Annotated in this window: 23 protein-coding genes; 12 read left to right on the top strand and 11 right to left on the bottom strand. The window is 68.6% G+C overall.

Going from position 1 to position 24,277, the window contains the following annotated elements; genetic code table 11:
- The first annotated feature begins 6 nt into the window (after positions 1–6).
- Positions 7–1,092: a DMT family transporter gene (locus tag AC1REK_RS21130; protein ID WP_492270627.1), complete on the top strand. Its 1,086-nt coding sequence runs from the start codon at positions 7–9 to the stop codon at positions 1,090–1,092.
- A gap of 32 nt (positions 1,093–1,124) precedes the next feature.
- Positions 1,125–2,060, top strand: coding sequence for an acetamidase/formamidase family protein (locus tag AC1REK_RS21135; protein ID WP_492270628.1), 936 nt, complete (start codon positions 1,125–1,127; stop codon positions 2,058–2,060).
- Positions 2,061–2,201: 141 nt separating this feature from the next.
- On the opposite strand, the gene AC1REK_RS21140 is transcribed toward AC1REK_RS21135, so the two are convergent.
- From AC1REK_RS21140 to AC1REK_RS21180, 9 genes are all read right to left on the bottom strand, one after another.
- The gene (locus AC1REK_RS21140) at positions 2,202–3,044 is read right to left on the bottom strand and encodes an aldo/keto reductase (protein WP_492270629.1); all 843 of its coding nucleotides are present in this window, start codon (positions 3,042–3,044) and stop codon (positions 2,202–2,204) included.
- A 121-nt stretch (positions 3,045–3,165) separates the two neighbouring features.
- The gene (locus AC1REK_RS21145; RefSeq protein WP_492270630.1) at positions 3,166–3,588 is read right to left on the bottom strand and encodes a hypothetical protein; all 423 of its coding nucleotides are present in this window, start codon (positions 3,586–3,588) and stop codon (positions 3,166–3,168) included.
- 57 nt (positions 3,589–3,645) lie between these two features.
- Positions 3,646–4,968 carry a bifunctional folylpolyglutamate synthase/dihydrofolate synthase gene (locus AC1REK_RS21150; RefSeq protein ID WP_492270631.1) on the bottom strand — a complete coding sequence of 441 codons (1,323 nt, stop codon included), beginning with the start codon at positions 4,966–4,968 and terminating at the stop codon, positions 3,646–3,648.
- A gap of 82 nt (positions 4,969–5,050) precedes the next feature.
- Positions 5,051–5,950, bottom strand: a complete 900-nt coding sequence (gene accD, locus AC1REK_RS21155; RefSeq protein WP_492270632.1) for an acetyl-CoA carboxylase, carboxyltransferase subunit beta — start codon at positions 5,948–5,950, stop codon at positions 5,051–5,053.
- Positions 5,951–5,987: 37 nt separating this feature from the next.
- The gene (gene trpA, locus AC1REK_RS21160; RefSeq protein ID WP_492270633.1) at positions 5,988–6,836 is read right to left on the bottom strand and encodes a tryptophan synthase subunit alpha; all 849 of its coding nucleotides are present in this window, start codon (positions 6,834–6,836) and stop codon (positions 5,988–5,990) included.
- 118 nt (positions 6,837–6,954) lie between these two features.
- Entirely contained in the window at positions 6,955–7,341 is a 387-nt protein-coding gene (locus AC1REK_RS21165; RefSeq protein ID WP_327524399.1) for a DUF488 domain-containing protein, read from the bottom strand.
- A 149-nt stretch (positions 7,342–7,490) separates the two neighbouring features.
- Positions 7,491–8,228 (bottom strand): SIMPL domain-containing protein, encoded by a 738-nt coding sequence (locus AC1REK_RS21170; protein WP_492270634.1) that lies wholly within the window; start codon positions 8,226–8,228, stop codon positions 7,491–7,493.
- A gap of 193 nt (positions 8,229–8,421) precedes the next feature.
- Entirely contained in the window at positions 8,422–9,639 is a 1,218-nt protein-coding gene (trpB, locus tag AC1REK_RS21175) for a tryptophan synthase subunit beta (protein ID WP_492270635.1), read from the bottom strand.
- A complete protein-coding gene (locus AC1REK_RS21180) occupies positions 9,636–10,352 on the bottom strand; it encodes a phosphoribosylanthranilate isomerase (RefSeq protein WP_492270636.1) in 717 nt (238 codons plus the stop codon). Before AC1REK_RS21180 ends, trpB begins: the two co-directional genes overlap by 4 nt.
- 179 nt (positions 10,353–10,531) lie before the next feature.
- On the opposite strand from AC1REK_RS21180, the gene AC1REK_RS21185 reads away from it, so the two are divergent.
- The 7 genes from AC1REK_RS21185 (at position 10,532) to AC1REK_RS21215 (ending at position 17,639) form a co-directional block, all read left to right on the top strand.
- Positions 10,532–11,830 (top strand): ABC transporter substrate-binding protein, encoded by a 1,299-nt coding sequence (locus AC1REK_RS21185; protein WP_492270637.1) that lies wholly within the window; start codon positions 10,532–10,534, stop codon positions 11,828–11,830.
- Positions 11,831–11,857: 27 nt separating this feature from the next.
- Complete coding sequence (locus AC1REK_RS21190) at positions 11,858–12,241, top strand: hypothetical protein (protein WP_492270638.1); 384 nt, start codon at positions 11,858–11,860, stop codon at positions 12,239–12,241.
- 89 nt (positions 12,242–12,330) lie between these two features.
- Positions 12,331–12,636, top strand: coding sequence for an autorepressor SdpR family transcription factor (locus AC1REK_RS21195; protein ID WP_492270639.1), 306 nt, complete (start codon positions 12,331–12,333; stop codon positions 12,634–12,636).
- Positions 12,633–13,289 carry an SdpI family protein gene (locus AC1REK_RS21200; protein WP_492270640.1) on the top strand — a complete coding sequence of 219 codons (657 nt, stop codon included), beginning with the start codon at positions 12,633–12,635 and terminating at the stop codon, positions 13,287–13,289. The genes AC1REK_RS21195 and AC1REK_RS21200 overlap by 4 nt, the downstream gene beginning before the upstream one ends.
- 137 nt (positions 13,290–13,426) lie before the next feature.
- Positions 13,427–15,250: a translational GTPase TypA gene (gene typA, locus AC1REK_RS21205; protein WP_327521235.1), complete on the top strand. Its 1,824-nt coding sequence runs from the start codon at positions 13,427–13,429 to the stop codon at positions 15,248–15,250.
- 251 nt (positions 15,251–15,501) lie between these two features.
- On the top strand, positions 15,502–17,067 hold the full coding sequence (locus AC1REK_RS21210) for a putative bifunctional diguanylate cyclase/phosphodiesterase (protein WP_492270641.1): 1,566 nt from the start codon (positions 15,502–15,504) through the stop codon (positions 17,065–17,067).
- Between the two features lie 11 nt (positions 17,068–17,078).
- Positions 17,079–17,639 (top strand): AAA family ATPase, encoded by a 561-nt coding sequence (locus AC1REK_RS21215; protein ID WP_492270642.1) that lies wholly within the window; start codon positions 17,079–17,081, stop codon positions 17,637–17,639.
- 21 nt (positions 17,640–17,660) lie between these two features.
- Here AC1REK_RS21215 and AC1REK_RS21220 read toward each other — a convergent pair whose 3' ends face one another.
- A complete protein-coding gene (locus AC1REK_RS21220) occupies positions 17,661–18,500 on the bottom strand; it encodes a universal stress protein (RefSeq protein ID WP_327521232.1) in 840 nt (279 codons plus the stop codon).
- A gap of 222 nt (positions 18,501–18,722) precedes the next feature.
- Between AC1REK_RS21220 and AC1REK_RS21225 the strand changes: the two genes are divergently transcribed.
- From AC1REK_RS21225 to aspT, 3 genes are all read left to right on the top strand, one after another.
- A complete protein-coding gene (locus AC1REK_RS21225; RefSeq protein WP_327521231.1) occupies positions 18,723–19,661 on the top strand; it encodes an aldo/keto reductase in 939 nt (312 codons plus the stop codon).
- 145 nt (positions 19,662–19,806) lie between these two features.
- Positions 19,807–21,060 (top strand): COG3904 family protein, encoded by a 1,254-nt coding sequence (locus AC1REK_RS21230; protein ID WP_492270643.1) that lies wholly within the window; start codon positions 19,807–19,809, stop codon positions 21,058–21,060.
- A gap of 124 nt (positions 21,061–21,184) precedes the next feature.
- Positions 21,185–22,852, top strand: coding sequence for an aspartate-alanine antiporter (gene aspT / locus AC1REK_RS21235; protein ID WP_492270644.1), 1,668 nt, complete (start codon positions 21,185–21,187; stop codon positions 22,850–22,852).
- Between the two features lie 36 nt (positions 22,853–22,888).
- Here the strand turns inward: aspT and AC1REK_RS21240 are convergent, their stop codons facing one another.
- Complete coding sequence (locus tag AC1REK_RS21240) at positions 22,889–24,247, bottom strand: esterase-like activity of phytase family protein (protein ID WP_492270645.1); 1,359 nt, start codon at positions 24,245–24,247, stop codon at positions 22,889–22,891.
- Positions 24,248–24,277: the final 30 nt, after the last annotated feature.

Below are 24,277 nucleotides of genomic sequence, written 5' to 3' on the forward strand. Positions count from 1 at the left end.
GCTGCCATGAGCGACGACCGTCTTTCGGATCAGGAGGCCCGCGGCAGCGAGAGCGCTGGGATCGGCGAGCCCGCCCCCTCGGCATCCGACGAGGACCACTGTCCGGGCGGCAGTGCCGCGCTCCCCGAAGTTCTGCTTGCCCCCGCCATCGCCCCCGCTGGCGGCAGCTGGCTCGCCAGGCGGCGCTCGCGCGCCGGCCTGTGGTGGCGCGGCGCCAGCCCGAACCTGCGCGGCTCGGTCTACATGCTGTCGGCGCTGCTGGTCTATGCGGTGATGGTCGGGCTGTTCAAGCATCTCGGCAGCTCGATCCCGCTGGTCGAGACGCTCATGATCCGCCAGCTGATCATGAGCCTCGTCATCGTGCTCGTCGTCGGCCGAGCGCTGCCCTCGATGCTGCGCACCCGCCATCCCGGCCTGCAGATCTTCCGCGGGGTGGTGACGCTGGCCTCGATGCTCTGCGGCTTCAGTGCGCTGATCCACATCCCGCTGGCGCAGGCGACCTCGATCAGCTTCAGCCAGGTCCTGTTCGTCACCATCGCGGCGGTGCTGGTGCTCAAGGAGAAGGTCGACGGCCGGCGCTGGGCCGCGACGGTCATCGGCTTTGTCGGCATCCTGATCATGCTGAACCCCTCGACCGAGGGGTTGAATTTCTGGGCGCTGATGTCGGTCGGCGGCGCGGTGTTCGGCGCCTGCATCACCGTCAGCGTGCGCATGCTCGGCACGTCGGAGCGCACCGAGACGATCCTGATCTATCAGGGCCTCGTGCTGATCGTCGTTCTCGCCTGGCCGGCCTGGGCCTACTGGGTCTGGCCCACAGCCGAACAATGGCTCGCGCTCGTGCTGCTCAGCCTGTTCGGCACCGCCGGACAGTGGCTGATCACCAAGGCCTACCAGGTCGGCGAGGCGGCTGCGCTCGCGCCGCTCGATTTCAGCAGGTTGCTGCTGGCGAGCTTCACCGGCTTCGTCTTCTTCGCCGAGATCCCGTCGCTCTCGACCTTCATCGGCTCGGCCATCGTCATCGGCGCGACGCTGTATACGATCCGCCGCAATGCCCGCAGCCGGGCCGAAGCCGGACTCGCGCCCCCAGCCTGACGATCGCGCGTACCGCCCAACGAGGCCATGCCATGACCCATCACCAGCTCGATTCCAGCCTCGCCACCTGCCATTGGGGCTATTTCGACGCGCAGCTGAAGCCGGTGCTGGAGATCGAGAGCGGCGACCGCGTCACCATCCGCACGGTGACCGGCGGGCCTGCCCATCTACCGGACGGCAATCAGACGATCCCGCCGGAGATCCACGAGATCCACGAGAAGGCCGAGCGCATGGTGCCCGGCCACATCCTTACCGGCCCGATCGCGGTGAAAGGCGCCAGGCCCGGACAGGTGCTCGAGGTCCAGATCCGGAGCGTGAAGCCGCGCACCGATTTCGGCTACACGATGATCCGCCCGCTCGGCGGCACGCTGCCGGAGGAATTCGACTGCCACGCCCTGCGCTACATCCATCTCGACCGCGAGCGGAACATCGCGAACCTGCCCTGGGGCATGGAACTGCCGCTCGCGCCCTTCTTCGGGGTGATGGGCACCGCGCCGCCGGCGCATTGGGGGCGGGTGAGCTCGCTGATCCCGCGCGCCTTCGGCGGCAATATCGACAACAAGGAGCTCGTCGCCGGCGCGACGCTCTATCTGCCCGTCTTCGTCGAGGGCGCGCTGTTCTCCTGCGGCGATGGCCATGGCGCGCAGGGCGACGGCGAGGTCTGCATCACCGCGATCGAGACGGCGCTGGAGGGCACCTTCGAATTCCACCTGCGCGAGGACCTCTCCTTCGCCATGCCGCGCGCCGAGACCCGGACCCACCACATCACCATGGGGATCGATCCCGATCTCGACATCTGCGCCAAGAACGCGCTGCGCGAGATGATCGGGCTCATCACCGAGCGAACGAAGCTCACCCGCGAGGAGGCCTATATGCTGTGCAGCCTCGCCGCCGATCTGCGCGTCACCCAGACGGTCAACGGCAACAAGGGCATCCACTGCATGCTGCCCAAGACGCTGGTGGCGTAGTTCAATTGACGCGGGTCATCCCGGCCGGAGCGCAGCGGAGAGCCGGGATCCATTCCTGAGCCTTGCCGATAAGGGTTCCGGCATGGGTCCCGGGTCTCCCTCCGGTCGCCCGGGACGACAGCGCGATTATCCAAGGGGTTGCTACAGCATCGGCAGCGAGCGCGGCCTGCGCCCGAGCGGGAAAGCGGCGTCGATAGCGGCGATATCGGCTTCGTCGAGGCGCAGCGCCAGCGCCCCGGCATTGTCCTCGGCATGAGCAGCCCTCGCCGCCTTCGGGATCGCGAACACCTGATGGCGCCGGGTCAGGAAGACGAGCGCGACCTGGCGCGGGCTCGCGCCATGCTTCGCCGCGATCTGCGCCAGCACCCGCCCCTGCGCCGAGCCGGGCTCGGGAAAATCGTCCTGCCCGAACGGGCTATAGGCGGTGACCGCGACGCCGTTCTTCTCGCACCAGGGGATGACGGCATGCTCGATCGCGCGCTCGCGCAGATGGTAGAGCACCTGATTGCAGGCGATCCTGCCCGGCCCGACCAGCTCCAGCGCCTCGTCGAGGTCGTCGACGTCGAAATTGCTGACGCCCCAGGAGCGGATCTTGCCCTCTTCCCGCAACGCCTCGAAGGCGGCGAAGGTCTCTTCCAGCGGGTAGGAGCCGCGCCAGTGCAGCAGGTAGCAGTCGAGCCGGTCGGTGCCAAGCCGCTGCAGCGAGCGCTCGCAGGCGGCGCGCGTGCCGGCACGCGAGGCATTGTGCGGCAGGACCTTGGAAACCAGGAATACCGCGTCGCGCCGGCCCGAGATCGCCTCGCCGACGATCTCCTCGGAACGGCCGTCGCCATACATCTCGGCGGTATCGATATGGGTCAGGCCGAGGTCGATCCCACGCCGCAGCGCCGCGACCGCCGCCTTGCGCTCGGAGAGCTCGATGTTCCAGCTACCCTGGCCGATCACGGAAACCCGCTGGCCGCCCTGTCCGAAAGCTCTCTCCATAGACTCAGCTCCCTTCGATCGCCGGGCATCCTATCGGATACGCTCTGGCGATCTCATTCCCTGTTGGAGCATCGGATTCGTCCGAAAAGTGGATTCCACTTTTCGGTCCGAGGCTCTGGGTTCAGCGGACCTCGATCTCGAAGCGGCCGTCGCGGACCTCGCCATCGGCGTAGCGTACCTTGACCTCGAAGCTATCGCGCCCGCGATAATCCGGCCGCGAGGTGTATTCGAAGGCGAGCGAGTTGCCGACCCGCCCATCGCAATGGGCATAGGGACCGGGGCCGTAGACCGCTTCGGCCTTGCGCGTCGCCATCCTGACCTTGCCGTGCTCGGGGTCGCGGGTCAGCACGGCGGTCGGCCGCTTCACCTGCCGGCAGCGCTTGTCCATGGTCATGTAGGTCTGCTGCAGGAAGGTCGGCTCGCCGGCGCGGACGCGGTCGATGCCGTCGGTGGCCTGGCTAGGCGCATCGCCGGAGGTCACGCAGCCGCCGAGCATGCCGCACAGGAGGACGATGCCGAGGGTGGTCAATCCGGCAACTGGCATGGTTCTCCTCGGCGCGGCGACAGGCGGGTTCGGACAATAGAGAGGCTCGGGCCGACCTCAAACCGGCGGGGTGCCGTTGGCCTGGAGCACCTCGCCGGCGAGATAGAGCGAGCCGCAGATCAGAATACGCGGCGGCACGGGCCAATGGCGCGCGGCGATCTCGCGCAGCGCCTGCTCGACGGAGCCCGTGGCTTCCGCCCTGAGCCCAGCGGCGCGGGCGAGCTCCGCCACCTCCTCGGCCGGGCGGGCCGCGAGCTGGTTCTGCATCGGCACGGCGAAGAGCGCATGCGCCAGGCCCTTGAAATGGCCGAGCGTGGCGCGGCCGTCCTTGGTCGAGAGCAGCCCGGTGATCATCACCAGCGGCGCCGGGTTCTTCTCCTCGAGATCGGCCATGGCCTGGGCGAGCACGCGCCCGCCATCGGGATTATGGCCGCCATCGAGCCAGAGCTCGGCGCCGGCGGGCACCAACTCGGCAAGGTGGCCGCGCGCCAGCCGCTGCAGCCGTGCCGGCCATTCGGCCTCGGTCATGCCGCGCTCGAAGGCCGCCGCCGGCAGGCCGCCATAGCCGGCGGCGCGCAGCGCCGCGATCGCGGTGCCGGCATTGATGTGCTGGTGGCGCCCGGCGAGACGCGGCAGCGGCAGATCGAGCAGGCCATCGCCATCCTCGTAGACCAGCCTTCCGCCATCCTCATGGACGTTGAAGTCTTGCGCTCCGATCAGGATCTTCGCAGCGCCGGCACGCTCGGCGGCGGCTTCGAGCACGGCGGTCGGCTCCGGCTCCTGCGGCGCGATCACGGCGGGTGCGCCGCGCTTGAAGATGCCGGCCTTCTCGCCGGCGATCTTGGTCACGGTGTCGCCGAGATATTCGGAATGGTCGAGCGAGACCGGGGTGACCACCGTGCAGGCCGGATGGTCGATGACATTTGTGGTGTCGTAGCGCCCGCCGAGCCCGACCTCGAGCAACACGACATCGGCCTTGTGCTCGGAAAACAGCAGCAGCGCCGCCGAGGTGGTGATTTCGAAGAAGGTGATGGAATCGCCGGCATTGGCGCGCTCGCAGCGCTCCAATGCCTCGACCAGCACGTCCTCGTCGACGAAGCGCCCGCCGCCCGGCCGGCCGAGCCGGATCCGCTCATGGAAGCGCACCAGATGCGGCGAGGTATAGACGTGGACGCTGAGGCCAGCGGCCTCGAGGATCGCCCGCATGAAGGCGATGGTCGAGCCCTTGCCATTGGTGCCGGCGACATGGATCACCGGCGGCAGGCGCTTCTGCGGATCGCCGAGGCGCTCGAGCAGGCGCAATATGCGGCCGAGCGAGAGGTCGATCAGCTTGGGATGCAGCGCCAGGAAGCGCGCCAGCAGCAGGTCGGATGTGCTCATGCGGCTCCGGCCCCCCGGCCGGCGAAAGCATCGCGCCGGTGCTGAGCGGCTGCCGGCGATCCCCGATGCGTCGTGGGAAAGTTCAGTTGGCCTCGTGAAGCGGCTCGGCTTCCGCGGTCGCATTCGCTCCCGGGGCCGGCTGCTTGGTCAGGAAGCGGGCGAGCCTTGCCAGCGTCGCCGGGATGTCGTGGCGGTGGACGACCATGTCGACCATGCCGTGATCCCTAAGATATTCCGAGCGCTGGAAACCCTCCGGCAGCTTCTCGCGGATGGTCTGCTCGATGACGCGCGGGCCGGCGAAGCCGATCAGCGCGCCGGGCTCGGCGATGTGGATGTCACCGAGCATCGCATAGGAGGCGGTGACGCCGCCGGTGGTCGGATTGGTCAGGACGACGAAATAGGGCAGGCCGGCCTTCTGCAGACGCCGGATCGCGACCGTGGTGCGCGGCAGCTGCATCAGCGAGAGGATGCCCTCCTGCATGCGCGCGCCGCCCGAGGCGGCGAAGACGACATAGGGGGTCTTCTTCTCGAGCGCGGTCTCGGCGCCCTTGATGAAAGCCTCGCCCGCCGCCATGCCGAGCGAGCCGCCCATGAAGTGGAAGTCCTGTACCGCGACGGTCATCGGCAGGCCCTGGACCCGGCCATAGCCGACCTTGAAGGCGTCCGCAGCGCCGGTCTTGGCGCGGGCATCCTTCAGCCGGTCGACATAGCGCTTCTCGTCCCGGAACTTCAGCGGGTCGACGGCAGCCTCAGGCAGCGCCACGTCGAGCCATTTGCCCTCGTCGAAGGTCAGGCGCAGGCGGTCCGGTGCCTTGACGCGGAGATGATGGTCCGAGCCGGGAATGACGAAGCCATTGGCCTCGACATCCTTGTGGAAGACCATCTGCCCGGAATCGGGGCACTTGATCCAGAGATTCTCCGGGCTCTCGCGCTTGAACAGCGTCTTGATACGCGGGCGAACGACTTCGGAAATCCAGTTCATTGGACCATCCTCGAATTCAGCGGGAGCAGCTAGCGGCTCAGGCCGCAGCTTTTGCGACCGAACGGACGCCGGCAGCGAGCTCGGCGACCAGCGAGGTGACAGCCGAAACCGTCTTTTCCGTGGCCTTGCCCTCGCCATCGAGCGAGAGGCGGACGCGCTCGACCAGCGACGAGCCGACGACGACGCCATCGGCACCGCGTGCGATCGCCGCCGCATCGGCCGCGGTCTTGACGCCGAAGCCGACCGCAACCGGCAGGGCGGTGTGCTGCTTGATCCGCGCCACCGCCTCGCCGACCGCGTCGTAATTGGCGATGGTGCCGCCGGTAACGCCGGTCATCGAGACGTAATAGACGAAGCCCGAGGTGTTCTGCAGCACGCGCGGCAGGCGCTTGTCATCGGTGGTCGGCGTTGCCAGGCGGATGAAGCTGAGGCCGGCGGCCAGCGCCGGCAGGCAGAGCTCGGCATCTTCTTCCGGCGGCAGGTCGACGACGATCAGCCCGTCGACGCCGGCGGCGCGCGCATCGGTGAGGAAGCGCTCGACGCCATAGGCCCAGATCGGATTGTAGTAGCCCATCAGCACGATCGGCGTGTCGTGGCCGGCCTTGCGGAAGCCCTCGACCATGGCGAGCGTCTTCTTCAGGGTCTGCCCGCCCTTGAGAGCGCGCTGGCCGGCGAGCTGGACCGGAATGCCGTCCGCCATCGGGTCGGTGAAGGGCACACCGAGCTCGATGATGTCGGCGCCCGCTGCCGGAAGGGCATGCAGGATCGCGCTCGCCGTGTCGAAATCCGGATCGCCGGCCGTGACGAACGTCACGAGCGCGGCCCGGCCTTCCGTGGCGCAGGCGGCAAAGCGGTTCTCGATACGGGTCTGGCCGGTCTGTGTCATGGCGCTGCGGTTAGCATGGCCGGGCCCGGCTGGCGAGAGGGCGCGGGCTCAGCCCCGCCCTGCAGGGGCGACGCGATCCCGGCCGAGCGCTTGGCGTCGCTCCTCACGCCGGCCGGCGTCAGGCGAACTTGGCGCCGCGCTCCGCCAGCAGGGCCCGCAGCACCGAGCGGTGGCAATGCGCCTCGACCTCGCAATAGCAGCCGACCGAAAAGTCGCTGTCATGCGACAGGGTCGCCAGCAGGTCGAGCGCATGGCGCGGCGCCGGCTCGGCCATCTCGGCCTTGAAGGCGCGGGTGAAGCCGGCCCAGTCCTTCTCCGTCTCGGCCGCCTTGGCCTGCGCCATCAGCTCCGGCGTCGGCGACAGCACCGGGAACCAGACATCGAACCAGTTCTCGCTGGCATAGCGTTCCTTCGGCACGCCGCGCGGCACGCGCCGAACCGTGCCGATGCGCGTGCCTTCGCCGGCTTCGCGCGCCGTTCCCAGCCGAACGATACGGACACTCACGGGCTCGTCCTTTCAATCAGCCGGGCAGAATTGCTCATGACCCGTCATGGCGGCATGCCTGGCACGAAGCAAGGATGGCCGCGGTACGGGTTGCGTAGCGCGGCCACCGTCTCATCGCATGGCAGGAGCGCCGGCGCGCCTCCGCTCGGCTACTTCTCGATGCGCCAGACCGTGCGCAGCGCCGCGCTGACCGTGATCTCGCCGGGCTCGACCGCCATCGGCGCCCCGGCGGCCGCCATGCGATAGGCCCGGACATCGCCCATCGGGCGGGCGGGCGGCTCGGCCTCGGCCTCGACGATCGAGACAAGCTCGCCGACCTTGACGCCAAGCTTGTCGGCATAGAGCGAGGCACGGGCCCGCGCCGCCTCGGCCGCCTTCTGGCGCGCCGCGTCCTTGGCGGTGTCCTCGTTGGCGAGGCCGAACATGATCCCCGACATCTCGTTGGCGCCGGCTGTGGCGAGCGCGTCGATCAGCGGCCCGGCCTTGGCGATGTCGCGCACGATGACGGTCAGCCCGGTGCGGGCCTCGTAGCCGTCGATCTTCGGCGCGCGCGGCTGCGGCGAGGAGGAGGCGGAGGGCTGCGTCATGCGCGGCACCAGCGCCACCTGCGAGGTCCTGACGTCGCCCGCGGCGATGCCGGCCGCCTTCACGGCCTCGACGAGCTTCGCCAGCGCGGGGGTGTTCTTCGCCAGCGCCTCGGCAGCGGTCTTGCCCTCGCTGACGATCCCGGCCTGGATCGTCGCGAGATCCGGCTTCACCCTGACTTCGCCCTCGGTGCGGATGACGATGCCTTCGGCCGGAGCCAGCGGGCCGGCAGTCTGGGCCTGAACGGGGGCGGAAAGCGCCGCGAGCGCGGCGATGAGCAGGGCCTTCTTGGTCTTCGACATGATCGTCCTTCGCTGGCATGGTCCGCAGAAGCGGCACCGCTTCTGCGCCCAGACCATGCGCAACCTAATGGGGCAGCATCAGGACGATGCAAGGCATTTCCGCGCTTCTCCGAATCGCGAAATGCTCTAGCTCTTTGTTTTATCGCATTTTCTTCACGCGAACCGGTGTCCACTTCGCTCGAAAATGCTCAGCTCACCGCGCCGCCAGAATCTCCGCCACCTGCGGGATATCCTTGTCGCCACGGCCGGAGAGGTTGACGACCATCAGATGGTCCTTCGGCTTCCTCGGGGCGAGCTCGGCGACGCGCGCCAGCGCATGCGCCGATTCCAGCGCCGGGATGATACCCTCGAGCTTGGAGATCAGCTGGAAGGCCTCGAGCGCCTCCTCGTCCGTCGCCGAGAGATAGGTGGCGCGGCCGGTCTCGTGCAGCCAGGAATGCTCCGGGCCGATGCCGGGATAGTCGAGCCCGGCCGAGATCGAATGGGCGTCGTTGATCTGCCCGTCCTCGTTCATCAGCAGGTAGGTGCGGTTGCCGTGCAGCACGCCGGGGCGCCCGCCGGTGAGCGAGGCCGCATGCAGGCCGGACGGGATGCCGTGGCCGGCCGCCTCGACGCCGTAGATCTCGACGCTCTTGTCGTCGAGGAAGGGGTGGAACAGGCCCATCGCATTCGAGCCGCCGCCGATGCAGGCGATCAGCGAATCCGGCAGGCGGCCCTCCAGTTCCAGCATCTGCTCGCGCGTCTCCTTGCCGATGATCGACTGGAAGTCGCGCACCATGGCCGGATAGGGGTGCGGGCCGGCGACGGTGCCGATGCAGTAGAAGGTCGACGCGACATTGGTCACCCAGTCGCGCAGCGCCTCGTTCATCGCGTCCTTCAGCGTCTTGGTGCCGGACTCGACCGGCACGACGGTGGCGCCCAGCATCTGCATGCGGAAGACGTTCGGCGCCTGCCGGGCGACGTCGACCGCGCCCATATAGACGATGCATTCGAGGCCGTAGCGGGCGCAGAGCGTCGCCGTCGCGACGCCGTGCTGCCCGGCGCCGGTCTCGGCGATGATGCGCTTCTTGCCCATGCGCCGCGCCAGCAGGATCTGGCCGAGCACGTTGTTCACCTTGTGGGAGCCGGTGTGGTTCAGCTCCTCGCGCTTCAGGTAGATCTTGGCGCCGCCGAAATGCTCGGTGAGGCGCTCGGCGAGATAGAGCGGCGAGGGCCGGCCGACATAGTGCTTCAGGCCGTTCGTCATCTCGGCGTGATAGGCCGGATCGGCCTTGGCGGCGGTGTAGGCCGCCTCCAGCTCGAGGATCAGCGGCATCAGCGTCTCGGCGACGAAGCGGCCGCCGAACTGGCCGAACCGGCCGTTCTCGTCCGGGCCGTTGCGGAAGCTGTTCGGTGCGTGCGGCGCGTTCATGCCTTGCCTGCCTTCTTCAACATGTCGTCGTTCAGCCTGTCGTCGTTCAGTGCTTGGGCCGCCGCGCGGGCGGCCTTCACGAATTCCGCGATCCGGTCGACATCCTTGACGCCCGGCGCGCTCTCGACCCCGGAGGAGACGTCGACGCCGGCCGGCCTCGCGATGCGGATCGCCTCTGCGACATTCGCCGGATCGAGCCCGCCCGATAGCATGAAGCCGAAAGCCGGGTCGAGGCCGGCAAGCAGCGCCCAGTCGAAGGGCCGGCCATGGCCGCCGGGATAGGCGGCGTCCTTGGGCGGCTTGGCATCGAGCAGGATCATGTCGGCGCTGCCGGCATAGGGCTCGATGCGCTGAAGATCGGCAGCGGCCGCGATACCCAGCGCCTTCAAAGCCGGCAGTCCGGTCGCAGCCTTGATCGCCCTGACGGCGTCGGGCGTCTCGCTGCCATGGAGCTGCAGCCAGTCGGGTTGCAGGAGCTGCGCGAGCTCGGCCGCCTTGGCAGGCTCGATATCGACCGTCAGTGCCACGATCTCGGCCTTGCCGCGTGCTTGCGCCGCAAGCCGAGAGGCCAGGTCCGGCATGACGAAGCGCGGGCTCTTCGGGTGAAAGACGAGGCCGATCATGTCGGCGCCGGCGGCAAGCGCCGCTTCGAGCGTCTCCGGGGTGGAGAGGCCGCAGATCTTGATCGGGAAGCTGGCTTCGGCGCGCGTCATCGTCGCGCTGTAGCATAAACGCGCACGCACCCCCACCCTTGCCGCTGCGGCCGCCGCCCATTTCTTGCGACCTCTGCTCGCGAACTCTCGGCCACCCTCGTCGCTGCTCCCTCGCCGCCGCACTTGTGACATGATGACTGCCGAGAGCGATCGGCGAACGGGGCGAGAGCGGGCGAGGCATGGGGCGGCGCGGATTTTCGGTTCTGGCGGGCCTGCTGCTGACGGCCGGTCTCGTCGCGCTCGGGGTCTATCTCTGGAGCCAGCCGAAGACGCTGAAGCTCGCCGTAGGACCGCTCGGCTCCGACGATGCGCGCATGGCCGCCGCCTTCGTCCAGGGCCTCAGCCGCGAGAAGAAGCCGATCCGCCTGCGCCTCATCCTGACCGAAGGGTCGGCCGAGAGTGCCCGGAAGATCGATGCCGGCGAGGTCGACCTTGCCATCGTCCGGCCCGATATCGCACTGCCGGCCAAAGCCGACACCGCCCTGATCACGCGCCGCTCCTTTCCGTTCTTCATCACGGCGAAGACCTTGCCGATCGACCGCGTCTCCGGGCTGCGCGGCAAGCGCATCGGCGTGATCCGCAATCCCGCCGAGAATATCGACCTGTTGAAGCTGGTGCTGTCGCAATATGGCGTCCAGCCCGAGGAGGTCGAGATCGTCGGGCTGACGCGCGACATGGTGATCGCCGCCGCCCGCGAGGGGCGGATCGACGCTTTCTTCGCCGTCGGCGCGATCAGCGCCCGCACCGCCAATGACGCCGCCCAGCGCCTGCGCGCCGCCTTCGGCGACGAGCCCGGCATCATCCCGATCCGCGAAGCCGACGCGCTCGCAGCCCGCAACCGGGCGGTCGAAGCCGGCGAGATCGTGCGCGGCGCGCTCGGCGGCGACCCGCCCTTGCCGGCCGAGAACCTGCCGACGATCTCGATCACCTCGCGGCTGATGGCGGCGCAGTCGCTCGACGACAGCCGCGTCGCCGATCTGGTCAGCGCGGTCCTGTCGCTGCGCGTCGCGCTCGCCACCGAACTGCCGGCGATCCAGGGGCTGGAGACGCCTGCGACCGACAAGGACGCGCCGCTCGCGGTCCATAGCGGTGCCGCCGCCTTCATCGATGGCGAGCAGGAGACCTTCTTCGAGCTCTATGGCGACTGGTTCTATCTCGGCGTCATGGCGCTCTCGCTGCTCGGCTCCGGCGCCGCCGGCCTGCTCGGCATCGAAAGCGCATCCCGGCGCAAGCGGGCGATGGCGGGGCTCGGACAAATGGTCGAGCTGCTCGGCGCGGTCCGCGCCGCGCCCGACGAGACGGCGCTCGCCGGACTGGAGCGGCGGGCCGACGCCGTTCTCGCCGAAGTGGTGGCGAGCTATTCGCGGGGCGACATCGATTCCGGCGGCGTCAGCGCCTATCGCCTCGCCATGGATCAACTCGGCCGCGCCATCGTCGAGCGAAGGTTCGCCCTGAGCGAGCAAGGCCCGGCCAGCTGAGCCGGCACCAGCACGGAAACAAAAAACATGCCCGGATCCAAGCCGCTCGCGCGCCTCGTCATACTGCTTGCAGCCGCCCTTGCAGCCGCCCTTGCCCTCGACCTCTTGCTCGCCGGCCCCGCCGCGCTGGCGCAGCCGCAGCCGCAGCCGCGCGGCGGCGAGAACTGGCCGGCGGTGAAATGCGAGCGCTATCGCACGGCCTATGAGGAGGCGACCCGCCGCTTCGGCACCAAGGGGCTCGGCCCGGAGTTCCTCGCCCGGCACGACGCCTTCATGGCCTCCGGCTGCCAGACGCCGCCGGATGTCTGCCCCCGCAGCACCGAAGAGCTCAACCTCGCCAACATCATGGTGATGGCCGGGATGAATGCCGGCCTGTCGAGCACCTTCATGCCCTTCGCCTGCCGGAAATAGGCGGCGCGCCCTCGGCAGGAGGACCGACATTCCCGGACAGGTGCCGAAAAGCGCTTGCGCTTATTTCGGTATTTTCCTAAATAACAAACATGAGCCTGGTATTCAAAGCCCTTTCCGACCCGACACGGCGCGAGATTCTGCGCCTGCTGCGGGAGAAGGATCTGACGGCCGGCGAGATCGCAGCCCGCTTCGACCTCGCCAAGCCGACCCTGTCCGGCCATTTCGCGGTGCTGCGCGAGGCCGACCTGATCCAGAGCGAAAAAAGCGGCACCACCGTCACCTACCATCTGAACCTCTCCGTCCTCGAAGAAGCGATGTGCCTGTTCCTCGACCATTTCGGGCTCGTCCTGGAATCCCGGCCCCTTCCGTCTAGGCTCCAGAAGGATAAGCCATGATCCGCCATCCGCTCCTCGCAAGTCTCGGCCTGATCGGGGTCATGCTCGCCGCCTCGGCCTTCGCACTCGGCCAGATGCCGGCGGATGCGCGCATCGCGGTGCATTTCGACCTGAACGGCCGCCCGGACGGGTTCGCCGACGCCTGGATCGCCTTCCTGCTCATGCCCGGCATTGCCCTGGCGGCGACCATGCTCTTTGCCTTCCTGCCGAGACTGGAGCCCCGCGCCGCCAATCTCGCCCGCTCGGGCAAGGCCTATGTGACCACCTGGCAGGCGCTGATCCTGGTGCTCGCCGCCTGCCATGCCCTGCTGGTCGGCAACGCGCTCGGTCTTGCCCCCGACGTGCCGCGCCTGACGAGCGCGCTGCTCGGGCTCTTCCTGATCGCCACCGGCAATGTCGCGGGCAAGGCGCGGCCGATGCTGCTGCTCGGTGTCCGCACGCCCTGGACCCTCGCCCACCGGACTGTCTGGGAAAAGACGCAGCGCTTCTACGGCCGGGCCTCCGTCGGGCTCGGCGTCGGCCTCGTCGCGCTCGCACTCGCCGGGGCGCCGCCGCTCGTGCTGGCGAGCGCCTGTCTCGGCGGGCTCGCGCTGCTCTTCGCCGGCAGCACCGGCTATTCCTATTGGCTCTCGCGACGGGTCGCGCGCAGCTGAAGCAGCCTTGCAGGTTGCCCTAACGCCCTCCAGCGTTTATGTGCAGCGCAACTAACCTCATTGTCCATTCACGCTCAGGCTGCGCCGGCCGGGATGTCCCCGCCGGCTCGCGGTCGTCAACCGAGGCCGCTTTCCGCATGTCCATGCGCAACATCGCCATCATCGCCCACGTCGACCACGGCAAGACCACGCTCGTCGACAAGCTGCTCCAGCAGTCCGGCACCTATCGCGAGAACCAGCGCATCGTCGAGCGCGTGATGGACTCCAACGACCTGGAGAAGGAACGCGGCATCACGATCCTGGCCAAGGCGACCTCGGTCGTCTGGAAGGATACCCGCATCAACATCGTCGACACCCCCGGCCACGCCGATTTCGGCGGCGAGGTCGAGCGCATCCTGAACATGGTCGACTCGGCCATCGTGCTGGTCGACGCCGCGGAAGGCCCGATGCCGCAGACCAAGTTCGTGGTCTCGAAGGCGCTGAAGCTCGGCCTGAAGCCCATCGTCGCGATCAACAAGGTCGACAAGCCCGACGCCCGCGTCCAGGAAGTCATCAACGAGGTCTTCGACCTGTTCGCGGCGCTCGACGCCAATGACGAGCAGCTCGACTTCCCGATCCTCTACGGCTCGGGCAAGCAGGGCTGGATGGCGCATGACCCCGCCGGCCCGCAGGATCAGGGCCTCGCCCCGATGTACGACCTCATCCTCAGCCACGTCCCGGAGCCGACCGTCGAGGAAGGCCCGTTCCGGATGATCGGCACGCTGCTCGAGGCCAACCCCTATCTCGGCCGCATCATCACCGGCCGCGTTACCTCGGGCACGGCCAAGCCGAACCAGACCATCAAGGTGCTCTCCGGCGACGGCACGGTCGTCGAGACCGGGCGCATCTCGAAGATCCTCGCTTTCCGCGGGCTCGAGCGCCAGCCGATCGAGGAGGCCATCGCCGGCGACATCGTTTCGATCGCGGGTCTGGTCAAGGGCTCGGTCGCCGACACCTTCTGCGACCCGTCGGTCGAGACCCCGATCGCCGCCCAGCCGATCGACCCGCCGACCGTGTCGATGACCTTCATGGTCAACGATTCCCCGCTCGCCGGCACCGAGGGCGACAAGGTCACGACGCGCGTCATCCGCGACCGCCTGCTGAAGGAGGCCGAGGGCAATGTTGCGCTGAAGGTCGAGGAAGCGACCGACAAGGACAGCTACATCGTCTCCGGCCGCGGCGAACTCCAGCTCGCGATCCTGATCGAGACCATGCGCCGCGAGGGCTTCGAGCTCGGCGTCTCGCGCCCGCGCGTCGTGCTGAAGCGCGACGAGAGCGGCCAGCTGCTCGAGCCGATCGAAGAGGTCGTGATCGACGTCGACGAGGAGCATTCCGGCGTCGTCGTGCAGAAGATGTCCGAGCGTAAGGCCGACATGCTGGAGATGCGCCCCTCCGGCGGCAATCGCCTGCGCCTCGTCTTCCACGCTCCGACCCGCGGCCTGATCGGCTATCAGGGCGAGCTGCTGACCGACACCCGCGGCACCGCGATCATGAACCGGCTGTTCCACGATTATCTGCCCTATAAGGGCGAGATCGGCGGGCGCCGCAACGGCGTGCTGATCGCGATGGAGACCGGCGAGGCCGTTGCCTACGCGCTGTGGAACCTCGAGGATCGCGGCCCGATGATGATCGAGCCCGGCTGGAAGGTCTACCAGGGCATGATCGTCGGCGAGCACACCCGCGAGAACGATCTCGAAGTGAACGTGCTCAAGGGCAAGAAGCTCACCAACATCCGCACGACCTCGAAGGACGAGGCGGTGCGCCTGACGCCGCCGATCCGGATGACGCTGGAGCGCTCGCTGGCCTGGATCGACGATGACGAGCTCGTCGAGGTCACGCCGAAGTCGATCCGCCTGCGCAAGTCGATCCTCGACCCGAACGAGCGCAAGCGCTCGCAGAAGCAGAAGGCCGAAGTGGCCTGAGAGGCTCTGGCCTAACTCAATCCATGCACGGCCCGGGCAATCGCCCGGGCCGTTTTTTTATCTGCCGCTCCGGCCTCCACCCGAGCCGGTCGCACCGGAGCGCCACCGGCACGGGGCCGGCCGAGACAGAGTTGCTCTCCTAGCGAATTGCCGCGATCATCTCCGGATTGCTGGTAACGAGCATCCGGCAAGGGTACTAGGCGGCCGACCGGAGCGAGGTGAGCGTCGTCTCGCGGGGTCGGGAGGCTTGCTTGTCGAGAGTCTGGAACGTCATCGCTAAGCACCGTACCAGCCTCCAGGATCTCAGCATGGTCCTGGCCGTGGTGCTCGTCGTCACCTACGTCGCCTACGCGGTCGACATCTTCGTGACGCAAGGCAGCGTACCGGCGGCGCAGAAGGCGATCGAGCTCGACGAGGCGCTGCTCATCGGCGCGGTGCTGGCCGTCGGCCTGCTGATCTTCGCGGCGCGCCGCTATATCGAGCAGAAGCGTGAAATGGCCCGGCGCATCGCGGCCGAAGGCCGGGCCCGCGAGCTCGCCTATCAGGATCCGCTCACCGGCCTCGCCAACCGTCGTCAGTTCGAGGAGGCCCTGGCGATGGCAGCCGCCTCGCCGCCGGCGCAAGGGCAGGTACACGCGGTCTACCTGCTCGACCTCAACGGCTTCAAGCAGATCAACGACACCTACGGCCACGGCACCGGGGACGAGGTGCTGCTGATCGTGGCGGAGCGCCTGCTGCGTTCCGTCCGGGAGGGAGACCTGGTGGCGCGTCTCGGTGGCGACGAGTTCGTGCTGCTGGCCCAGCACCTGATGGGGCTGGAGGCCAGCGCCAACATCGCGATGCGCGTCATCGACAGCCTGGCCGAGCCGATCGTGATCGGCAGGGTCGAGCACCGCGTCGCGACCGGCATCGGCATCGCTTTCCTGCCCGATGACGCGCAGACGGCGCCCGAGGTGCTGCGCAAGGCCGATCTCGCCCTGTATCGGGCCAAGGCCGAGCGCCGCTCCGCCTTCCGCTTCTTCGAGGAAGACATGGACCGCCTGGTCCGCCAGCGTCAGCAGATCGAACGCGAACTGCGCGAGGCGCTGCAGCAGGATCAGATCCGCCCACGCTTCCGCCCGTCGATCGATCTCGCCAGCGGTAGGGTGACCGGGTTCGAAGCGGTGCCGAGCTGGGTCGTCGAGGGGAGCGAGCGCTTTCCGCCTGAACGCTTCCTGCCCGTCGCCGAAGAGACCGGGCTGATCCACCAGCTGGCCGGGCGTGTCCTCGCCATCGCCTGCCAGGCGGCGCGCGAATGGCCCGACGAGATCGTCCTGTCGGTCGACATCCTGCCGGCCCAGCTCAAGAACCGCGCGCTGAGCGACGGCGTCCTTGCGACCATCCGCACGGCGGGTCTGCCGCCGTCGCGGCTGGAGGTCGACATCTCGGAAAGCGCGATCGTGCATGATCTGCATGCCGCGAAGACAGCCCTCGGCGCCCTGCGGCAGGCGGGCGTGCGTGTCGCGCTCGACAATTTCGGGACGGGCTACTCGAACCTCTACCACATCCGGGAATTCGGCTTCGACAAGGTCAAGATCGATCGCCGCCTGATCTCCAACATGCAGGACGCGGAGGCAGCCAGCATGGTGCGGGCGCTCGCGGGCCTGGGGCAAGGGCTCGGCGTGGCGGTCAGCGCGGACGGCATCGCGGGCTCGGCGGGCGATGCCGCGCTGCTCGCCTCCGGCATCCGGGAAGGCCAGAGCGCCTCGCCATTGCTGTCGGCCGATGCCGCGCGCCAGCTGGCACAGCAGGAGCAGGCTCCGGCCGGCGCACTATGACCGGTGCAGCCATGTCCGTATCCCGCGTCGAGATCCTGCTGATCACCGGCCCGGCCGGGGTCGGCAAGTCGACCTTGTGCTGGGAGCTGGGCGGCCTGCTCGCCGAGGCCGGGGTCGCTCATGCCGCGATCGAGAGCGACGAACTCGACCGGGTCTTTCCCAAGCCCGACGCCGCCGCCCTATCGGCCCTGGCACCGGGCGCCCGCGATGTCAGCCAGCTCAACCTCGCCGCGCTCTGGACGACCTATCGCGCGCTCGGCCACAGCAGACTGATCATGTCGGGCGTGATGATCCACGTCGCTTTCGACAAACGCTGGATCCTCGCCGCGATACCGGATGCGCGGATCACGGTGGTGCGGCTGCGTGCCGGCGACGACAGCCTGCGGCAGCGCCTCGACCGGCGCGAAGCCGGAGCAGGCCGCGACGCCCAGATCGAGCGCAGCCTGAAACAGGCGAAGCGTCTGGTCGACGAGGACATTGCGGACGTCCTCGTCGTCGAGACCGATGGCCGCGCGCCGCAGGAGCTGGCGCGCGAGATCCTCGATCGAATCGGCTGGGCGAGAGCCGGCTGAGCGGCCACCCGCCCTGCCGGGTCAGCGGCTCATCAGCAGCGGCCGCGGGCTCGCCTTCAGCAGCGATTGGGTGACGCCGCCGAGAATCCATTCGCGCAGGCGCGAATGCTTGTAGGCGCCGCAGACGACGAGGTCGGCGCCGAATTCGGCCGCCGCCATCCGGATCGCCTCCGCCACGTCCTGACCGGTCGAGAGGGCGACATTGCGCACGCTGACCGCGGCGCCATGCCGCGACAAATGCGGCGCGAGCTCGGCGCCTGCGACGAATTTCGACAGGTCCTTCTCGCCGGTGACGGAGAGGATCTCGACCTCGGCGCCCGCCAGGAAGGGCCGCACCTCGGCCACGGCGCGGGCGGCGGTCGCGCTGCCGTCCCAGGCGATCAGGATGCGCTTGGCGGCAAAGGTCTCGACGCCCGGCGGCACGATGATCACCGGCCGGCCCGAGTCGAACAGGGCGGCCTCGATCAGGCCGCGATCGCGCTGGGCGGCGTCCTTCTCGAGATCGAGCACGCTGAGATCGTGCACGCGGGCTTGGCTGACCAGCCAGCCGCCGAGCTCGGCATAGATCAGCTCCGGCGTCTCGACCGTGGCATTGACGCCGGCGAGCGCGGCGCTCGTCCGCGCCAGCTCGCCGAAGCGCTTCGCCAGCGAGGTGATGCGGCGGTTCTCGGTCGCGACGAAGGCGACACCGAAATCGCCGATCAGCGTGCCCGGGATGTTGTAGCGCATCGCGGCGGCCTGCACGGTCAGATGCGCGCCGGCCTGCTGCGCGAGCGAAAGGGCATAGCCGAGCGCCGAGTCGCGCTCGCCCTCGCCTTCTTCCGTGTAAGCGGTGAAGACGCTCTTGATCATCGGGGCCATGGGTTCTCCGGCTGTTTCATGGGTTCCTGGAGCAACTCTACCCGATCATTCTGCCGCTGCTTTGCGTTCGGTCAATCGTCGCCGCGTCGTGCGCCATCCGCCCCGCGAGCATGGTGAACGCGGCCGCCCTGCGCCCGGCGCAGCCCGCGGGTCGCGAAGAGCGCGCTTGCCGGCCCGCCGCGGCTCTGGTCCTGTGTGCGGCTCTCGGAGGAGGAGAAAACCATGCTCACCCGCAATCTCGGCCGCTCGGGCCTGCGCGTCTCGCTCGTCGGCCTCGGCTGCAATAATTTCGGCGGCCGGATCGACCTGGACGCGACCCGCAAGGTCGTCGACGCCGCGATAGAGCACGGCATCACCCTGTTCGACACCGCCGACATCTATGGCGAGCGCGGCGGCTCCGAGACGGCTCTCGGCGAGGTCTTGGGCGCGCGCCGCAAGCAGATCGTGCTGGCGAGCAAGTTCGGCATGAACATGGACGATGAGGGCATCAAGAAGGGCGGCTCGCGCGCCTATATCATGAACGCCGTCGAGGACTCGCTGCGCCGGCTCAGGACCGACTGGCTCGACCTCTACCAGATCCACCGCTTCGACCCGCTGACGCCGATCGACGAGACGCTGCGCGCCCTCGAGGACCTGACCCGCCAGGGCAAGGTCCGCTATATCGGCTGCTCCAATTTCGCGCCCTGGCAGATGGCCGACGCGGCCTGGGCGGCGCGCGACCTCAACGTCGCCGGCTTCGCCTCCTGCCAGGACGAGTACAGCCTGCTGGTGCGCGGCGCCGAGCGCGAGCTGATCCCGGCCGCCCGGCATTACGGCATGGGGCTCCTGCCCTATTTCCCGCTCGCCAACGGCGCGCTGACCGGCAAGTACAAGCGCAATGCGCCGATGCCCGAGGGCGCGAGGCTGACCAAACTGCCGCAGCGCGCCGGCGAGATCTTCAGCGACGCCAACTGGACGCGGATCGAGAAGCTCACCGCCTTCGCCGAAGCCCGCGGCAAGACGCTGGTCGAGCTCGCCTTCTCCTGGCTCGCAGCACAGCCCGTCGTCTCGAGCGTCATCGCCGGCGCGACCCGGCCGGAGCAGGTCGCCGCCAATGTGAAGGCGGCGGAATGGGCCCTGAGCGCCGAGGAACTGGCGGAGATCGACAAGATAACGGCCTGAGCGCAGGCCATTAGTCGGTCGCGAGAACGCCTCAAAGCCGCCCAACCGGCGGTGTGAAGCATCGGCCCTGTCGCCGAAGCCGCAACGGCGCCGCGAACGCTCGGGCGCCGGAAACGGTTGTCAAATCGGCGCGCCTGAGGTTCCCTTGCGCGCCCTCTTCATGGAGTTTCCCGGTATCGTGTCGCGCATCGCCTCCCGCCTGGCGCTCGCCCTCTCGCTGCTCGCCTTGCCGGCAGCGGCGCAGGACAAGCCTGCGCCGACTCCGGAGCCGATGCGGATCGCCACGGTGCGCAGCGCCGAGCCCGGATGCGAGCCGCATTGCCGGGAGTGGCTCTCGGCCCAGGGCGCGATCACCAACGACACGCTGGAGGAGCTGCGCCGCGCCCTTGCCGGGCTTGGCGGGCGCAAGCTGCCGATCCTGATCTATTCGACCGGTGGCACGGTCGAGGTCGCGATCGCGATGGGCGAGTTGATCCGCCAGCAGGGGCTCGACATCGCGGTGGCGCGCACCGTGCTGACCCAGCGCGACCCCAATCTCGGCACCATCGACGAGCGCAGCCCGCTCTGCTCCTCGGCCTGCACCTTCGTGCTCGCCGGCGGCGTCAGGCGCATCATCCCGCCGCAATCACGCATCGGCGTGCACCAGCAGACCATCCTGGAGACCGAGACGACGACGGTGCGCGACTACCAGATCGTGCGCCGGCGCGAGGGCGACCGCATGGTCGAGCGGCGCGAGCTGGTCAACGAGCGCAAGGAAACCCGCACCGTCAAGCAGGAGCAGGCGACGGGCGAGATCGACGCCAAGATCGCCCGCCATCTCGACGCGATGGGGCTCGACCGCTCCTTCCTGAAGCTGACCGTGTCGACCCCGGCCGACACGATGCGCTATCTGCGGCCCGAGGAGATGCGTGCAACGACGATCGCGACGCAGCTTTCGCCGGCAGCCGCGATCTTCTCCGAACAGCGCTCGGAGGCCGCGCCCGCCCCGGCCGACCGCCGCATCGCCCCGGCGATCCTCGGCAATATCGGCTTCGGCCAGCATCGCGGCCGCGAGATCCGGCTCGAGCTCGCCGTCCGCGAGGGCAGCCAGCCCGGCGAGGTCGGCCTGCGGATGCGGCTGCTCTCCGGCAATGCCCCGATCGCGACGCGGCTGCGCACGGTCACGATCGGCCTGCCGGGCGCCGCGCCGATCGTCGCCAGCAACGAGGACAGTTCGCAGCCGGAAGGGCCGATGACCACCGAGATCGCGCGCGAGCAGCTCTGCCGCCTCGGCGACCTCGAGCAGATCGTCCTGCGGATCGACCCGCGCGAGGACGACGCCTCGGCCAAGAGCTGGATCCAGACCGGCTCCGCCTCGGAGCTGCTGCTGGCGCCGGCGCTGCGCGCCGCGGTCTGCTGAGCGGCTGCGAGGGACGACACCGCCGGCCCCCGGCCTGCGATCATTGTTCTCCCGGCCATCTTGCCTGCGCGCGGAACGCCGCCGATAGTCAGCCTCGCTGCTGGCAGCATGGCGGGGCTTCATCGTGTCGTTCATCGCGCAACCGGTTGTCGCCCTGTTCGTTTCTCTGGCGCTCGGCCATCTGATCGGCAGGATCAGGATCGGCTCGGTCGCGGTCGGCGGTGTCTGCGGCACGCTGTTCGTGGCATTGGCGATCGGCCAGCTCGGCGTCACCATCAGCCCGGACCTGAAGAACGTCGCCTTCGCGCTGTTCATCTACGCACTCGGCTTCACCGCGGGACCGCAATTCTTCAACAACATCCGCGGCGGCTGGCGCTACGGCATCCTGTCCTTCGTCGAGGTCATCACGGTGCTGCTGCTGCTCGCCGCGGCGATCATCCTGTTCGGGCTCGATGCCGGCACGGCGTCCGGGCTCTTTGCCGGCTCGGCCACCGAATCCGCGGTGCTCGGCACCGCCTCCGAGGCGATGACGCGCCTCGCCTTGCCCGCAGCCGAGATCACCCGCCTGCAAGGCAACATGGCGACCGCCTACAGCATCACCTATCTATTCGGCCTCGTCGCAATCGTCGTCTTCACCACGCAGATCGGCCCGCTCCTGCTCGGCATCGACGTCCGCGAGGCCTCGGCAGCGCTCGCCCGCGAGCTCGGGGCCGAGGACGACACGGCCAAGGAGAACGGCGTACCGCAGATCGTCTCGCGCGGCTTCCGCGCCGGCGCGATCGGCGGCAGCAGCGTCGGCGCCTTCGAGAACAGCGTCAGCGGCGCCGTGACCGTCACGCTGGTCGGGCGCGGCGGCAATTTCGAGAAGGCGACAACCGAAACGATGCTCGAGGCCGACGACATCGTGCTGGTGATCGGCCGCCGGCGTGCCGTCATCGCGATCAGTGAGCGGCTCGGCGCCGAGGTACCGCTGCCGGTCGGCGCCAATGTCCCACTGGTCGAGCGCGAGGTGGTGCTGACCCGGCGCGAGGTCCGCGGCCGCAGGATCCGCGACCTGCGCCGGCTCGCCAGTGCCGAGCAGCGGCGCGGCGTCTTCATCTCCCGGATACGCCGGCTCGGCCAGAGCATTCCCGCCTTGCCCGGCACCATCCTGGAGCAGGGCGACATCCTGACCCTCTACGGCACGGATGACGCGATCACCCGCGCCGGCCCGGAACTCGGCCATCTGCTCTCACCGAACGCGGCGACCGATTTCGTCATGCTTGGCCTCGGCATCGTCGCCGGCCTGCTGCTCGGCGAGCTCAGCCTGAAGATCGGGGCGCTCAACCTCACACTCGGCACGGGCGGCGGGGCGCTGGTCTCCGGCCTGGTCTTCGGCTGGCTACACATGCACCGGCCGCAGGGCGGCGCGATCCCGTCCGAGGCCGCGGCCTTCATGAAGGATTTCGGGCTGGCGACCTTCATCGCCGCGGTTGGGCTTTCGGTCGGGCCGGATGCCTTCGCGCTGCTCAAGCAGTACGGCCTCGTCCTGCCGGTGCTTTCGGTCCTGGTCTCGGCCCTGCCGGCGCTGGCTTCGCTCTATATCGGCCGCTATCTGCTCAAGATCGAGGGGCCGATCCTGCTCGGCGCGATCGCCGGCCAGCATTGCAGCACGCCCTCGATCAGCGCCCTGGTCTCGCTTGCCGGCAATTCGATCCCGGTGATCGGCTACACCGTGACCTATGCGATCTCGAACGTGCTGCTGCCCCTGATGGGGCCGGTCGTGGTCGCCATGGCCGGGCTGATCGGCTGAGCAGCCCGGCGACGACGCTAAAGTTCGCTCAGCGCCTCATTTGGCGGCGAGCAGCTCCTTGACCTGAAGCAGCACCAACTCGTTGTCGTCGGCCTTCTTCGGGTCGCGCGACGAAGAGAACGGCAGGTTGTTGTCGTTGCCGACGACGATGATGCCGTTGGCGAGATCGACGACGTCGACGTTCTCGATGGTGAAGAAGGGGAAGGGCAGCACGCCGTCGATCGCGCCCTGCTTCGCCTTCTTGTCGGGATCGGCGATCTTCATCAGGTCGACATGGCCGATGCGGCGCACCAGTTTGCCGACATTGGCGTCGTTCATCTCGATCTTGATGATGCGCTTGTGCTTGGCGAGGTCGTGGAAGCAGTCCGGACCCTTCTGGCCGACAGCGCAGGCCTTGTCGGCGGTGCCTTCGCCATTATCGCGCTCGATGATCAGCGCCGTGGTGGCGTCGATCATGTTGAAGTCGCCGATGGCGAGGCCCTTCTGCGCGAGCGGGAAGAACCAGGAGCGGCCGGTCCACTTCTCGTTCTGGACGTCGAATTCGAGGATGCGCAGCACTTCCTTGCCGTCGACCTCCTCATTGCCCTTGGTCTCGGCATTCCAGAGCGGGCCTTCGAGCAGCGGGTAAAGGAAGCGGCCGTCCGGCGACTGCGCCATGCCCTCATAGCCCTTGGAGCGGCGGACATTGAACTCGACCGGCAGGTTGGGCGCGCCCGGCGTGGTCACGGCATAATGGTCGGGCGAGCGGGCCGGCTTGCCGTCGACCAGGGTCTCGAACACCGCCTCGACCTTGCCGTTGGCGTCTACACGGATGAGGTAGGGACCGAACTCCTCGGCGATCCAGATCTTGCCGCCGATCGGCTGGATCGATTCCGGGTCGAAATCGGCGCCGGTCAGGTAGCGCTTCTCGGTGCCCTCATTGGCGATGCGGAACGGCACCTTCTTGTCGGAATCGTGCAGGAAGGTGGTCGCCAGCCGCTCGATCTTGCCGCCCTCGAAATCGGCCTTGAGGCGGTGGAAGAACAGCATCGCGTCCGGCGAGTTCGCCTTGGCGCCGAAGCCGTTGTCGGTCAGCACCAGGAACTCGCCATTGCCCAGCGAGCGGATGCCGGAGAAGCCCTGCACGGGCTGGCCGGCGAAGGGGGTCGAAAGCCCGGTCGGGCGCCCGACCGAGGTGCCCATCACCGTGCCGACCTGCTCGACGCGCTTGCCGGGCGTGATGAACTTGCCGGAGACCTTGAGATCGGCCGGCGCATCGGCCGGAGCCGGGATGATGGTGTTGGCCGGCAGCAAGGCGTGACCGACCAGCTTGGCCGGGAACTCCTTTTGCGCATCCTGCGCGCCGGCGAGCATGGTGGACGAGAGAAGCAGGGCGGCAGCGAGGCGCAGACGCATGGAGGACTCCGGGTTTGGGAAGGGCGGAAG

This window comes from Allobosea sp. GW823-FHT02B03, from assembly GCF_058797755.1.